This is a genomic window from Streptomyces sp. NPDC041814, assembly GCF_055590565.1.
The window spans coordinates 1-13,161 of record NZ_JBVJAM010000001.1 but is presented as its reverse complement, the minus strand read 5'-3'; the positions used below and the strand labels follow the sequence as shown (position 1 = coordinate 13,161).

13 protein-coding genes are annotated in these 13,161 nt (G+C 69.7%); 8 read left to right on the top strand and 5 right to left on the bottom strand.

All coding sequences use genetic code 11. The annotated features are described in order from the left end of the window. The first annotated feature begins 35 nt into the window (after positions 1 to 35). Positions 36 to 2,579: an ABC transporter ATP-binding protein/permease gene (locus ACZ6C6_RS00065; RefSeq protein ID WP_469197501.1), complete on the top strand. Its 2,544-nt coding sequence runs from the start codon at positions 36 to 38 to the stop codon at positions 2,577 to 2,579. A gap of 85 nt (positions 2,580 to 2,664) precedes the next feature. On the opposite strand, the gene ACZ6C6_RS00060 is transcribed toward ACZ6C6_RS00065, so the two are convergent. Continuing rightward, positions 2,665 to 3,420: a transglycosylase SLT domain-containing protein gene (locus ACZ6C6_RS00060; RefSeq protein ID WP_469197500.1), complete on the bottom strand. Its 756-nt coding sequence runs from the start codon at positions 3,418 to 3,420 to the stop codon at positions 2,665 to 2,667. A 437-nt stretch (positions 3,421 to 3,857) separates the two neighbouring features. On the opposite strand from ACZ6C6_RS00060, the gene ACZ6C6_RS00055 reads away from it, so the two are divergent. Then, on the top strand, positions 3,858 to 5,003 hold the full coding sequence (locus ACZ6C6_RS00055) for a GAF domain-containing sensor histidine kinase (RefSeq protein ID WP_469197497.1): 1,146 nt from the start codon (positions 3,858 to 3,860) through the stop codon (positions 5,001 to 5,003). Beyond that, on the top strand, positions 4,996 to 5,640 hold the full coding sequence (locus ACZ6C6_RS00050) for a response regulator (protein WP_469197496.1): 645 nt from the start codon (positions 4,996 to 4,998) through the stop codon (positions 5,638 to 5,640). Before ACZ6C6_RS00055 ends, ACZ6C6_RS00050 begins: the two co-directional genes overlap by 8 nt. 42 nt (positions 5,641 to 5,682) lie before the next feature. Here ACZ6C6_RS00050 and ACZ6C6_RS00045 read toward each other — a convergent pair whose 3' ends face one another. Then, on the bottom strand, positions 5,683 to 6,462 hold the full coding sequence (locus tag ACZ6C6_RS00045; protein WP_469197494.1) for a hypothetical protein: 780 nt from the start codon (positions 6,460 to 6,462) through the stop codon (positions 5,683 to 5,685). Positions 6,463 to 6,616: 154 nt separating this feature from the next. On the opposite strand from ACZ6C6_RS00045, the gene ACZ6C6_RS00040 reads away from it, so the two are divergent. The 4 genes from ACZ6C6_RS00040 to ACZ6C6_RS00025 all read left to right on the top strand — a co-directional run bounded on the left by ACZ6C6_RS00040 (position 6,617) and on the right by ACZ6C6_RS00025 (position 9,736). After that, the gene (locus tag ACZ6C6_RS00040) at positions 6,617 to 7,414 is read left to right on the top strand and encodes an ABC transporter ATP-binding protein (protein WP_469197492.1); all 798 of its coding nucleotides are present in this window, start codon (positions 6,617 to 6,619) and stop codon (positions 7,412 to 7,414) included. A 57-nt stretch (positions 7,415 to 7,471) separates the two neighbouring features. Beyond that, positions 7,472 to 7,903 carry an NfeD family protein gene (locus ACZ6C6_RS00035; protein WP_469197490.1) on the top strand — a complete coding sequence of 144 codons (432 nt, stop codon included), beginning with the start codon at positions 7,472 to 7,474 and terminating at the stop codon, positions 7,901 to 7,903. Between the two features lie 74 nt (positions 7,904 to 7,977). After that, positions 7,978 to 8,907, top strand: a complete 930-nt coding sequence (locus tag ACZ6C6_RS00030; protein WP_365685898.1) for an SPFH domain-containing protein — start codon at positions 7,978 to 7,980, stop codon at positions 8,905 to 8,907. A gap of 61 nt (positions 8,908 to 8,968) precedes the next feature. Further along, positions 8,969 to 9,736, top strand: a complete 768-nt coding sequence (locus tag ACZ6C6_RS00025; protein ID WP_469199247.1) for a sulfite exporter TauE/SafE family protein — start codon at positions 8,969 to 8,971, stop codon at positions 9,734 to 9,736. Positions 9,737 to 9,797: 61 nt separating this feature from the next. Here ACZ6C6_RS00025 and ACZ6C6_RS00020 read toward each other — a convergent pair whose 3' ends face one another. The 3 genes from ACZ6C6_RS00020 to ACZ6C6_RS00010 form a co-directional block, all read right to left on the bottom strand. Continuing rightward, a complete protein-coding gene (locus ACZ6C6_RS00020; RefSeq protein ID WP_073968443.1) occupies positions 9,798 to 10,304 on the bottom strand; it encodes an HNH endonuclease in 507 nt (168 codons plus the stop codon). Between the two features lie 149 nt (positions 10,305 to 10,453). Continuing rightward, positions 10,454 to 10,993, bottom strand: coding sequence for a YbhB/YbcL family Raf kinase inhibitor-like protein (locus tag ACZ6C6_RS00015; protein ID WP_469197487.1), 540 nt, complete (start codon positions 10,991 to 10,993; stop codon positions 10,454 to 10,456). A 43-nt stretch (positions 10,994 to 11,036) separates the two neighbouring features. Further along, positions 11,037 to 11,819, bottom strand: coding sequence for a sporulation protein (locus ACZ6C6_RS00010; RefSeq protein WP_469197485.1), 783 nt, complete (start codon positions 11,817 to 11,819; stop codon positions 11,037 to 11,039). A 73-nt stretch (positions 11,820 to 11,892) separates the two neighbouring features. On the opposite strand from ACZ6C6_RS00010, the gene ACZ6C6_RS00005 reads away from it, so the two are divergent. Beyond that, the gene (locus ACZ6C6_RS00005) at positions 11,893 to 12,534 is read left to right on the top strand and encodes a DNA-3-methyladenine glycosylase (RefSeq protein ID WP_469197483.1); all 642 of its coding nucleotides are present in this window, start codon (positions 11,893 to 11,895) and stop codon (positions 12,532 to 12,534) included. The last annotated feature ends 627 nt before the right edge of the window (positions 12,535 to 13,161 follow it).

The following is a 13,161-nucleotide window of genomic DNA, read 5'->3' as shown; positions in this document are numbered from 1 at the left end:
ACTCCCTGCGACGGGGGTAACACGGGGGACAACTAGTGGGGCGCGGAGTGCCGGAACTCGTACTGGAATTGAATGGCAGGACCTGGACGCTCGATCCGTCCAGGACGTACACCCTGGGGCGTGACCCGCAGGGGGACATGACGATCGACGACGCCAGAGTGTCGTGGCGGCACGCCACGATCAGCTGGAACGGGCGCAGTTGGTTCATCGAGGACCACGGCAGCACCAACGGCACGTACGTGCACGGGCAGCGGATCCACCAGATGGAGATCGCGGCCGGCTCCACCGTGAACCTGGGCAACGCCACCGACGGACCCCGGCTGAGCCTGAGCGCCGCGGACGTCTACAGCGGCCGGGCCGCCGGGCCCGCGCAGCCGCAGCAGACCCCGCCGCACCAGCCCCAGCAGGGTGGCCCGGGCTGGCAGCAGCCGGCCCCCCAGCAGCCCGTCCCACCGCAGCAGGGCTGGCAGCAGCCCGCGCCGCAGCAGCCGCACGTGCCGCAGCAGGGCGGGACCCCGGCACCGCCCGGCCCCGGCGCCGGCCCGGCGGGAGCGGCGCCGGTCTACGGGGACCGCAGCCCGACCACGTTCCACCAGCTGGCGCTCGGCCGGGTGATGCGCATCGGTCGTGCGCTGGAGAACGACCTGGTCGTCTCGGACCTCCAGGTCTCCCGCAACCACGCCGAGTTCCACGCGACGCCCGACGGCCGCTTCGAGATCCGCGACCTCGGCTCGCACAACGGCACGTACGTCAACGGCCAGCCGCTCGCCAAGTCCGGCTCGGCGCTCATCGGCCCGAACGACACCGTCGGCGTCGGCCACTCGACGTTCCGGCTCGTCGGCGACCGGCTGGAAGAGTTCGTCGACACCGGTGACGTCTCCTTCGCGGCCCGCCACCTCACGGTCACGGTCGACGGCGGCAAGCAGATCCTCAAGGACGTCTCGTTCGGCGTCCCGGAGAAGTCGCTGATCGGCGTCATCGGCCCGTCCGGTTCCGGAAAGTCCACCCTGCTCAAGGCGCTCACCGGCTACCGGCCCGCCAACCAGGGCGATGTCCTCTACGACAACCGGAACCTCTACAAGCAGTTCGCCGAGCTCCGCCAGCGCATCGGCCTGGTTCCGCAGGACGACATCCTGCACAAGGAACTGACCGTCACCCGCGCCCTGAAGTACGCGGCCAAGCTCCGCTTCCCCGCGGACACCACCGAGGCCGAGCGCCAGGCCCGGATACACGAGGTCCTGACCGAGCTCAAGCTCGACGTCCACAAGGACAAGAAGGTCACCTCGCTCTCCGGCGGCCAGCGCAAGCGCGTCTCGGTGGCGCTGGAGCTGCTCACCAAGCCGTCGCTGATCTTCCTGGACGAGCCGACCTCCGGCCTCGACCCGGGCATGGACCGCGACGTCATGCAGCTGCTGCGCGGCCTGGCCGACGACGGCCGCACCGTCCTGGTCGTCACGCACTCGGTGGCCGAGCTGGCCATCTGCGACAAGCTCCTGGTGATGGCGCCGGGCGGCGCCGTGGCCTACTTCGGCCCGCCGGACGAGGCGCTGAACTTCTTCGGCTACACCACCTGGGCCGACGTCTTCTCGGCGTTCGAGAACTACCGCGACTACGACTGGTCGGGCCGCTGGCGCGGTTCGCAGCACTACCAGATGTACGCCGCCGACATCGACGCCGCCGCCGTGCAGTCCGTGCACATGCCGCCGCCGCAGCAGATGCGCCCGCCGAAGCCGCAGGGCTGGGGCACGCAGCTGTGGACGCTGATGCGCCGCTACCTCTCGGTGATCGGCTCCGACAAGGGCTTCATGGGCCTGATGGTGATCCTGCCCGCGGTGCTCGGCATCGTCAGCGTGGTCATCCCGTCGGACTACGGCCTCGCCCCGCCGAAGCCGCCGCACAGGTTCAACGGCGACGCCGGAACGATCATGCTGATCCTGACGATCGGGATGTGCTTCTCCGGTGCCGCCAACTCCGTACGTGAACTGATCAAGGAACGCGTCATCTACGAACGGGAACGGGCCACCGGTCTGTCCCGCTCCGCGTATCTGATGTCCAAGGTCATCGTCCTGGGCCTGATCACGGCCCTCCAGGGCGTCATCATCTGCGGCATCGGCTTCGCCACCCGCGACCTGCCCGAAGAGGGCCTGATCATGCCGCCGGCCGTCGAGCTGTGCCTGACGGTCATCGCGCTCGGTTTCACGTCGATGATGTTCGGCCTGGTCATCTCCTCGCTGGTGAAGACCGCCGAGAAGACCATGCCGCTGCTGGTCATGTTCGCGATCATCCAGGTCGTCTTCACCGGCATCCTCTTCCAGGTGTACGGCTCGCCCGGCCTGGAGCAGTTCGCCTGGCTGATGCCCTCCCGCTGGGCCATCGCGGGCGCCGGCTCGACGCTGGACCTCGCCCACCTCATGCCGCCGTGGGACCAGAACAACCCCACCGACCTGGACCCGCTCTGGGAGCACTCGGTGAGCCAGTGGGGGATCAACATCTCGGTGCTGCTGTTCATCGGCGTCGTCTGCGGCTTCGCGGTCGCGCGGCTGCTGCGCCGCCACGAGCCCGAGGTCATGCGCAAGTAACCGGCCCGGACACGCGCCGAAGGGCGGCACCCCGTGGGGGTGCCGCCCTTCGGCGTCTGCCGTCTGCGGTACGGATCGCGGTGGATCAGTACGCGCTGTTGACGTTGTCGATCGAGCCGTACTTGTCGGCGGCGTAGTTGGCCGACGCGGTGATGTTGGCGACCGGGTCGTACTGCGTGTGCGGGGTGCCGGACACGTGGTAGTAGTCGAAGGTCGGCTTGATGATCTGGAGCAGACCGATCGACGGCACGCCGTTCTGGGCGTTGATGTCCCAGTCGTTGATGGCGTTCGGGTTGCCGCTGGACTCGCGGATGATGTTGCGGTGCAGGCCCTCGTACGTGCCCGGGATGCCCTTCTCGTGCATGATGTCGAGGGACTCCCGGATCCAGCCGTCCAGGTTGTTGGCGTACAGGTGTGTACGCGCGGAGGAGCGGCTGGAGCGCGACTCGGACTTGTGGGACTTGGCCTTGGAGTGCGCCTTGGCCTTCGCCTTCTTCTTCAGCTCGGTCTTCTTCTCGGCCTTCTCAGCCTTGGCCTCGGCCTTCTCCTTCACCGCGGCGGCCTTCTTGGCCTTGGCGGCGTCGGAGGCCTTGACCAGCTTCTCGGCGGTCGAGTGCTGCTGGATGACGCTGTCCTGGATCGCCCGGGCCTGCTTGGAGCTCGCGGAGTCGAAGATGACCGGGGAGGCGGAGAGAGCCTGCGGTTCGGTCTCGGCCTCGGCGTGACCGGGCACCAGGGACAAGGAGAGTGCAGCGGCGGCGACGGCGGAGACGCCGGCGGCGGAGAGCTTCTGGGTCTTGTTCAGGTTGCGGAGACGGCCGGTGAAGCGGGACGCGGACATACAGGCTTACCTCTTCGAATTCGGGGGGTCCTCACGGAGGACGAAGACGGGAGCGACTGCGCATCTCCGTCGGGGACGAGCTCAATTCTTAGCGGCGGCAAAATGCCGTGGCAAAGGTGTGACGTACGAAGCCGGGTAGTGGAATGGTGGGCGGTTTGCCGGGTTCGCTCCCAGGTCATCCCGCACCAAATCGCCCTTTTCGGTCCACTAGGCGGCTTCGTAAGTGACGTGGGCCCTATGCCTGGCCTCACATCGGGCGGGTAACAGTCTCACCATGTGTTGCTGAAGCAATGCGGAATGCGACGCTCCGGAAGGGTCCGGGACTCTCTCCGGAGCCCCGCACGACGCACCGGCCTCAGGTCCTAGTCCCTCCGCCCCGGTACCCGGCCGCCTCCGGCCCGATACGGGGCTCGGAAGCCGCCGGTACGGTGAGGCGCATGAGCCACCGACCGCCCTCCGGCCTCGCCGCCGTCAGCGCCGCGCTGCTCGCCATGAGCCGCCACCTGGAGGTACGGGACGTCCTGAAGACGATCGTCGCCTCGGCCCGCGAACTCCTGGATGCCGAGTACGCCGCCCTCGGGGTCCCCGACGACCACGGCGGCTTCGCCCAGTTCGTCGTGGACGGCGTCAGCGAAGAACAGTGGAAGGCCATCGGCCCGCTGCCCCGGCAGCACGGCATCCTCGCCGCGATGCTCCACGGCGGGAAGACCGAGCGCCTCGCCGACGTCCGCAAGGACCCCCGCTTCGAGGGCTGGCCCAGCGCCCACCCCGACATGTCCGACTTCCTCGGACTGCCCATCCGGGACGGCGACGAGACCATCGGCGCCCTCTTCCTCGCCAACAAGAGGTGCCCCAAGCCCGAGGGTGTCTGCGGCTTCAACGCCGAGGACGAGGAACTGCTCTCGATCCTCGCCCAGCACGCGGCGATCGCCCTGACCAACGCCCGCCTCTACGAACGCAGCCGCGAGCTCACCATCGCCGAGGAGCGCTCCCGCCTCGCCCACGAGCTGCACGACGCGGTCAGCCAGAAGCTCTTCTCGCTGCGGCTCACCGCCCAGGCCGCGGCCGCCCTGGTCGACCGCGACCCGGCCCGCGCCAAGGGCGAGCTCCAGCAGGTCGCCGCCCTCGCCGCCGAAGCCGTGGACGAACTGCGCGCCGCCGTCGTCGAGCTCCGCCCGGCCGCCCTGGACGAGGACGGCCTCGTCGCCACCCTCCGCACCCAGGTCCAGGTCCTCGACCGGGCCCACACCGCCCGGGTCACCTTCACCGGTGCCGGCGTCCGGGCCCTGCCCGCCGCCCAGGAGGAAGCGTTGCTCCGGGTCACCCAGGAGGCCCTGCACAACGCCCTGCGCCACGCCGACGCGGCCCACGTCGACGTCACCCTCACCCGCCACGACGGTGCCACGCTGCTGCGGATCACCGACGACGGCCGGGGCTTCGAGCCCGCCGCCACCCGCCGGGCCGGGCGCCACCTGGGCCTGGTCTCCATGCGCGACCGGGCGAGCGGCGTCGGCGGCCGCCTCACCGTTGCATCCGCGCCCGGCAAGGGCACCACGATCGAGATGGAGATCCCCGGTGGCTGACAGGATCATCAGGGTGCTGCTCGTCGACGACCACCAGGTCGTCCGCCGCGGCCTGCGCACGTTCCTGGAGATCCAGGACGACATCGAGGTCGTCGGTGAGGCGGCCGACGGCGCCGAGGGCGTGGCCAGGACGGAGGAGCTGCGGCCCGACGTCGTACTGATGGACATCAAGATGCCCGGCACCGACGGCATCGAGGCGCTGCGCCGCCTCCGCGAGCTGGACAACCCGGCCAAGGTGCTGATCGTCACCAGCTTCACCGAGCAGCGCACGGTCGTCCCCGCCCTGCGCGCGGGCGCCTCCGGTTACGTGTACAAGGACGTCGACCCGGACGCCCTGGCGGGCGCCATCCGCTCCGTGCACGCCGGGCACGTCCTGCTCCAGCCCGAGGTGGCCGGGGCGCTGCTCGCCCAGGACGAGCCGGGCGCGGGCACCGGCCGGGGGAGCACCCTCACCGAACGCGAGCGGGAAGTGCTCGGCCTGATCGCCGACGGCCGGTCCAACCGCGAGATCGCGCGCGCCCTGGTCCTGTCCGAGAAGACGGTCAAGACCCACGTCTCGAACATCCTCATGAAGCTCGACCTGGCCGACCGCACCCAGGCGGCGCTCTGGGCGGTCCGCCACGGAGCGGCGGGCTGAGGCGGGGGAGCGGGCCCGTCGAGGACGCGCCCGCTCCCCTCTTCACCGCGCCCGCTCCTCCACATACGCGTTGTACGCCGCCACCTGCGCCCGCCGGGCCACCCGCTCCACCGGCCGCAGCGCCTCGCCCCGCGCCGCCATCTCCGACGCGCTCACCGCGCCGCCGTGCCCGTTCTCGTACGCCACCGAGATCAGCAGCCCGACCCGCTGCGCCAGCTCAAGGACCCGCACCGCCCGCGGCGGATAGCCCGGGGCCAGCACCTCGCGCCCGCGCTCCGCCCGCGCCCGGTACGCGTCCACCGCCGCGTCGGCCACCGGCCCCGAACCGGCCACGTCGAGCCGGGTCAGCAGCGCCGTCGCGTCCCGCAGCGCCTCGGCCAGCTCACGTTCCGCCTCACCCAGCGAGGGCACGTCGGCCGGCGGAGCCTCCCGTACCGCCAGGCAGTGCCACACCACGTCCACGTGCACATCGCCGGCCGGGCCCGCCTCGCGCACCTCGGGCACCAGCCCGTACGGGGCGCCGTGGGTCACCACGGCCTCCTCCGCCTCCAGCGCCCGGGCGTTGAAATCGGCCGGACCGCTCAGCCCCAGGGGATGCCCCGGCACCGGAAGCGCGACCCGGAAGCCGCTCACCCCCAGCGCCCGCAGCCGCCCCAGGGCGAACGTCAGCCCGACCGGGCCGGCCTCACCCGGCAGCCCCTCGACGCGGTGCACCGCGTCCTCCCCGACGATGGCGAGCGCGGCGTCGTCCGGCGACACGAGCCCCGCCAGCAACGCGTTCCCCCAGGCGGCCAGCAGCCCTGAACGTGGTTCCGAAAGCATGCGGACAGCCTAGGGGGTGTCCCGTCGCGCCCGGCCGGGTCCGCGACGGCGGGCCCAGCGCCGCCCGCACTCGCGCGGTGGCGTAGGTTTTCCCTGGGAGCTGTGCCCACAGGCACGCGACGATCTCGACACTGCATGGGGAGACAACGCGCTCATGAGCGATGTACTGGAGCTGGTGGACGTATCCGTGGTCCGCGACGGACGCGCTCTGGTGGACGACGTCTCCTGGTCGGTCAAGGAGGGTGAGCGCTGGGTCATCCTCGGCCCCAACGGCGCCGGCAAGACCACCCTGCTCAACATCGCGTCCAGCTACCTCTTCCCCACCAAGGGCAGCGTCAGCGTCCTCGGCGAGCGCCTCGGCGGCGTCGGCACCGACGTCTTCGACCTGCGCCCCCGCATCGGCATCGCGGGCGTGGCCCTGGCCGAGAAGCTGCCCCGCCGCCAGACGGTCCTCCAGACGGTGCTCACCGCCGCCTACGGCATGACCGCCACCTGGCACGAGAACTACGACAAGGTGGACGAGGACCGGGCCCGCGCCTTCCTCGACCGGCTCGGCATGACCGAGTACCTCGACCGCAAGTTCGGCACCCTCTCCGAGGGCGAGCGCAAGCGCACCCTGATCGCCCGCGCCATGATGACCGACCCCGAGCTCCTCCTCCTGGACGAGCCCGCCGCCGGTCTCGACCTCGGCGGCCGCGAGGACCTGGTCCGCCGCCTCGGCCGGCTGGCCCGCGACCCGTACGCGCCCTCCATGATCATGGTGACCCACCACGTCGAGGAGATCGCCCCCGGCTTCACCCACGTCCTGATGATCCGCCAGGGCAAGGTGCTCGCCGCCGGCCCCATGGAGACCGAGCTCACCTCCCGCAACCTCTCCCTCTGCTTCGGCCTGCCCCTCGTGGTCGAGCACCAGGGCGACCGCTACACCGCCCGCGGACTGCCGCTCGGCTAGGGCCGGTTGACCGTCGCGCCCTGTCCGTAAGGGGGCATACGGTCCTACGATGACCACGTGGACATCGACGCGTGGGTGTGGTGGCTGATCGGCGCGGTGGGACTGGGCATTCCGCTCGTCCTGACCGCGATGCCCGAGTTCGGCATGTTCGCCGTGGGGGCCGTGGCCGCCGCGGTCGTCGCGGCCCTCGGCGGCGGGATCGTCGCCCAGGTCCTGGTCTTCGTCATCGTCTCCGTGGCGCTGACGGCCGTGGTACGCGTGATCGCCGGGCGGCAGCGCGCGGACCGGGCGCCCGTGCACGCCACCGGGATCGATGCCCTGAAGGGCCGTCAGGCCGTCGTCCTGGAACGGGTGGACGGCGGCGGCGGCCGCATCAAGCTGGCCGGTGAGGTCTGGTCGGCGCGTCCCTTCGACCCCGGATTCAGTTACGAGCCCGGCGATCAGGTGGACGTCGTGGACATCGACGGGGCGACGGCCGTCGTCATGTGACCGAACTGCCCCCACGCCAAGGCGCGTTCTGTCAGACTCGATGACGATCATCAACCGAAGGGCACGAGGAAACGATGCAACCGATCATCATCGTCCTGATCATTCTGGTGGTGCTCGTCTTCATCGCCCTGATCAAGACGATCCAGGTCATTCCACAGGCCAGCGCCGCCATCGTGGAACGCTTCGGCCGGTACACCCGCACCCTCAACGCGGGCCTGAACATCGTCGTCCCGTTCATCGACTCGATCCGCAACCGGATCGACCTGCGCGAGCAGGTCGTGCCCTTCCCGCCGCAGCCCGTCATCACCCAGGACAACCTGGTCGTCAACATCGACACCGTCATCTACTACCAGGTGACCGACGCCCGGGCCGCGACGTACGAGGTCGCCAGCTACATCCAGGCCATCGAGCAGCTCACCGTCACCACCCTCCGCAACATCATCGGCGGCATGGACCTGGAGCGGACCCTCACCTCCCGCGAGGAGATCAACGCGGCCCTGCGCGGCGTCCTGGACGAGGCCACCGGCAAGTGGGGCATCCGCGTCAACCGCGTCGAGCTCAAGGCGATCGAGCCGCCGACCTCCATCCAGGACTCGATGGAGAAGCAGATGCGCGCCGACCGCGACAAGCGCGCCGCGATCCTCCAGGCCGAGGGCACCCGGCAGTCCGCGATCCTCACCGCCGAGGGTGAGAAGCAGTCCGCGATCCTGCGCGCCGAGGGTGAGGCCAAGGCCGCCGCCCTGCGCGCGGAGGGCGAGGCCCAGGCCATCCGTACGGTCTTCGAGTCCATCCACGCAGGCGACCCGGACCAGAAGCTCCTGTCGTACCAGTACCTCCAGATGCTGCCGAAGATCGCCGAGGGCGACGCCAACAAGCTCTGGATCGTGCCCAGCGAGATCGGCGACGCCCTCAAGGGCCTCAGCGGCGCCTTCGGCAACCTCGGCTCCGGTGCTCCCGGCTTCAACACAGGCCAGGAACGACGCGAGGAACCCCCGGTCGACTGACGTGTACACCCTCCGTGCATGATGCGTGCAGCAAGCACCGATCAAGCACGGGGGATACGCCATGTCCATCTGGGAGATGCTCGCCGTCTTCGCCGCGGGGATCAGCGCCGGCACGATCAACACGATCGTCGGCTCCGGCACGCTGATCACCTTCCCCGTCCTGCTCGCCACCGGCCTGCCCCCGGTCACCGCCACCGTCTCCAACGCGCTCGGTCTGATCCCCGGCTCGATCAGCGGCGCGATCGGCTACCGCAAGGAACTCGAAGGCCAGCGCTCCCGTGTACTCAAGCTCACCGTGGGCGCCCTCATCGGCGGCCTCACCGGCGCCACCCTGCTCCTGGCCCTGCCCTCGACGGCCTTCGAGACCATCGTCCCGGTCCTCGTCGCCCTGGCCCTCGTCCTGGTCATCCTGCAACCGCGCATCAGCAAGGCCGTCCAGGACCGGCGCGCCCGCACCGGAACACCCGCCCACCCCGACGGCGGCCCCCTGCTCTACATCGGCCTGACCCTCGCCAGCGTCTACGGCGGCTACTTCACGGCGGCCCAGGGGATCATCTACCTCTCCCTGATGGGCATGCTGGTGGACGACACCATGCAGCGCCTCAACGCCGTCAAGAACGTCCTCGCCGCCGTCGTCAACAGCATCGCCGCGCTGTTCTTCCTCTTCGTCGCCGACTTCGACTGGACCGCCGTCGTCCTGATCGCGGTCGGCTCCGCCGTCGGCGGCCAGATCGGCGCCAAGGTCGGCCGCCGCCTCAGCCCGACCCTCCTGCGCGCCCTCATCGTCACCGTCGGCACGGCCGCCATCGTCCAGCTGCTGCTCCGCTGAACGACCGAGGCCCGTCTCCCCCGGGAAGACGGGCCTCGCTCAGATCGTCGGGCGACGGCGGCTACGCCGCGCTCCGCGCCAGCCACTCGGGCAGCGCCGAACGGTCACCGGCCCCCAGCGCCAGCAGCATCGCCTCCGCCGGGGACGGCACGAAGGGCTTCCGCAGCAGCGGCATGCCCGCCTGCTCCGGCGTACGGTCCGCCTTGCGGTGGTTGTCCTCGGCGCAGGAGGCCACCGTATTGAGCCAGGTGTCCTGCCCGCCCTGCGCTCTCGGCACCACGTGGTCGACAGTGCTCGCCCGCTTCCCGCAGTACGCGCACCGGTGCTGGTCCCGGACCAGGACACCTCTTCTGGACCACGGCGCCTGTCTTCGGAACGGCACCCGTACGTACCGGCAGAGACGGATCACCCGGGGCACCGGGATGTCCACATCGGCGCCGCGCATCCGGAGGCCGGGGTGGGACTGCTCGACGACGGCCTTGTCCTGAAGGATCAGCACCACCGCTCGGTTCAGCGTCACCGTCGACAGCGGCTCGAAGCTCGCGTTCAGTACCAGCGTGTCTCGCATCCCGCCCACCTCCCGTGTGCCGGCCGCCCCCTGGCAGGCCCGGATCAACTCTGGCCCCGGCGCGCCGTGATGGACAACGCATTAAAAAATGCCCTGCCCTGATCTCTCCAAGACCGGGGCAGGGCAAACGGGCGCGGACGTTTTGGTGCTCAGGCGTTGTCGGCGGGCTCCGCGTACTCGGTGACCAGCTGGGCCCGGCCCAGGGTGTGGAACCGCAGGTTGAACCCGACGACCGCCGGTGAGGCGTCGCTGTCGGGGCCCAGCTTCTCGGTGTCCACCGCGTACACGGTGAACACGTAGCGGTGGTTCTCCCCGGCCGGCGGGGCGGCGCCGCCGAAGTCCTTGGTCCCGTAGTCGTTGCGCGCGTGCACGGCCCCGGCGGGCAGCCCCTCGAACTTCCCGCCGCCCGCGCCGGCCGGCAGCTCCGTGACGGACGCGGGGATGTCGAAGAGCACCCAGTGCCAGAACCCGCTGCCTGTCGGCGCGTCGGGGTCGAAGCACGTCACGGCGAAGCTCTTCGTCTCCGCCGGGAAGCCCTCCCACCGCAGCTGCGGCGAGGTGTTCCCCGCCGCGTACACCTGTGCGTCGGAGAGCACGGCCCCCGGGGCGATGTCCTCGCTCACCACGGTGAACGAGGGAACCTCCGGATGGAAGTCGTGCGGCAGCGGCGCCCTCTTCGGGTCGGTCACGTCAGCACCTCTCTGTCGGCTCCGTCAGTTGACGCCTCCGACCCTAGAGCCAGTTGCGCTGCCCGCCGACCTGCGCCAGCCACTGGTTCAGATAAGCCGCCCAGTCGGTCTCGTGGAAGTTGTGCAGACCGACCTTGAAGGCGCGGTACGAGTCGCTGCCCTCGCTGAACAGACCCGCCTTCTTGTCCATCTCCAGGATGACGTCCATCTCGCGGTCGTCCGCGACGAACGACAGCTCCACCTGGTTCAGCCCCCGGTACTGCTGCGGAGGGTGGAATTCGATCTCCTGGTAGAACGGCAGCCGCTGCCGCGTACCGCGGATGTGGCCGCGCTCCATGTCGGCGCTGCGGAAGCTGAAGCCCAGCCGGCCGAAGGCGTCGAGGATGGCCTCCTGGGCCGGCAGCGGGTGCACGTTGACCGGGTCGAGGTCGCCGGAGTCCACCGCCCGCGCGATCTCCAGCTCGGTCGTCACGCCGATGTTCATGCCGTGCAGGTGCTGGCCGGCGAACATGGTGATCGGGGTCTCCCAGGGGATCTCCAGGCCGAACGGCACGACGTGCACCGCGCCCGCCTGCACCTGGAAGGCGCCGCCGACGCGCAGCTTGGTGAACTCGATGTCCTGCTTGTACTCCTGGTCCTGACCCTCGACCTCGACCCGGGCCTGAAGGCCCACGGAGAGCCCCTCGATCTGCTGGTCGACGGAGCCGCCCTGGATCCGCACCTCGCCCTGGACGACCCCGCCCGGGACGACGTTGACCTCGCTCAGCTCGGTCTCCACCGAGGCGCCACCTGCACCCATGCTCGCGAGCAGTCGCTTGAAGCCCATGTTTTCTCCTCCTAGGTCCTGACCCCTACATACGCGCGACGACCGTAGTCGGTTCCCAGTAACCTCGAACCTCATGATCGATGGCCCGGACCGTACGCCGCTGACGCGGGACTTCTTCGACCGCCCCGTACTGGAGGTGGCGCCCGACCTCCTGGGCCGCACGCTGGTCCGCGCCACCCCGGAGGGTCCGATCGCCCTGCGCCTCACGGAGGTGGAGGCGTACGCCGGCGAGATCGACCCGGGTTCGCACGCCTTCCGGGGCCGGACGCGGCGGAACGAAGCGATGTACGGCCCGCCGGGCCACGCGTACGTCTACTTCACGTACGGCATGTGGCACTGCATGAATCTGGTGTGCGGTCCCGAGGGCAGGGCGAGCGGGGTGCTGCTGCGGGCCGGCGAGATCCTGGAGGGCGCCGAGCTGACGCGCAAACGTCGAGTTTCGGCCCGTAATGACAAGGAACTGGCCAAAGGCCCGGCCCGCCTCGCGACCGCCCTGGACATCGGCCGTGCGCTGGACGGCACCGACGCCATTGCCCACGAGGGCGCCGAGCTCTTCGTGCTCCACGGCACCCCGCCCGCTCGTGACCAGGTGCGGAACGGTCCGCGGACCGGCGTGGGCGGGGACGGGGCGGCGCACCCCTGGCGGTTCTGGATCGACGGGGACCCCACGGTGAGCCCGTACCGGGCCCATGTGCCGCGCCGCAGGTCAACTTGACTCGCTTGGGCGGCCCCCCTAGTGTTGTCCGAGTCGCTTGACACGGGTACAGCTGTTGGTTCGGTCCATCGGATCGTGAGCCGCGCAGACCTGAAGCGGCCAACCACTACCTACGACTCACCCCAGAGGGTGCGAGTTTCGGCATGCCGAAATTCCTTCCCGCTGACTCGATTATGAGTAAACGGGAGAGTCCGCTAAAGTAGTGGACACGCCGAAAGGCAGCCGAAAGGCAAAAAGAAAGACCCGCTTCGACCGGGAAATTGGACACGAAAGAGTCTGATAGAGTCGGAAACGCAAGACCGAAGGGAAGCGCCCGGAGGAAAGCCCCAGAAAATGTTCTGCGGGTGAGTACAAAGGAAGCGTCCGTTCCTTGAGAACTCAACAGCGTGCCAAAAGTCAACGCCAGATATGTTGATACCCCGGCCTGCTTCGGCAGGTTGGTGGTTCCTTTGAAAGTCCTGCCGGATCCTTTGGATCGGGTAGGCAAAACACAGCGAGGACGCAGTGGACAGCGGGTCATATTCCGACCTTTTTGTTCCGCTCTCGTGATGTGTCTCCCGATTACGGGAAAACATTCACGGAGAGTTTGATCCTGGCTCAGGACGAACGCTGGCGGCGTGCTTAACA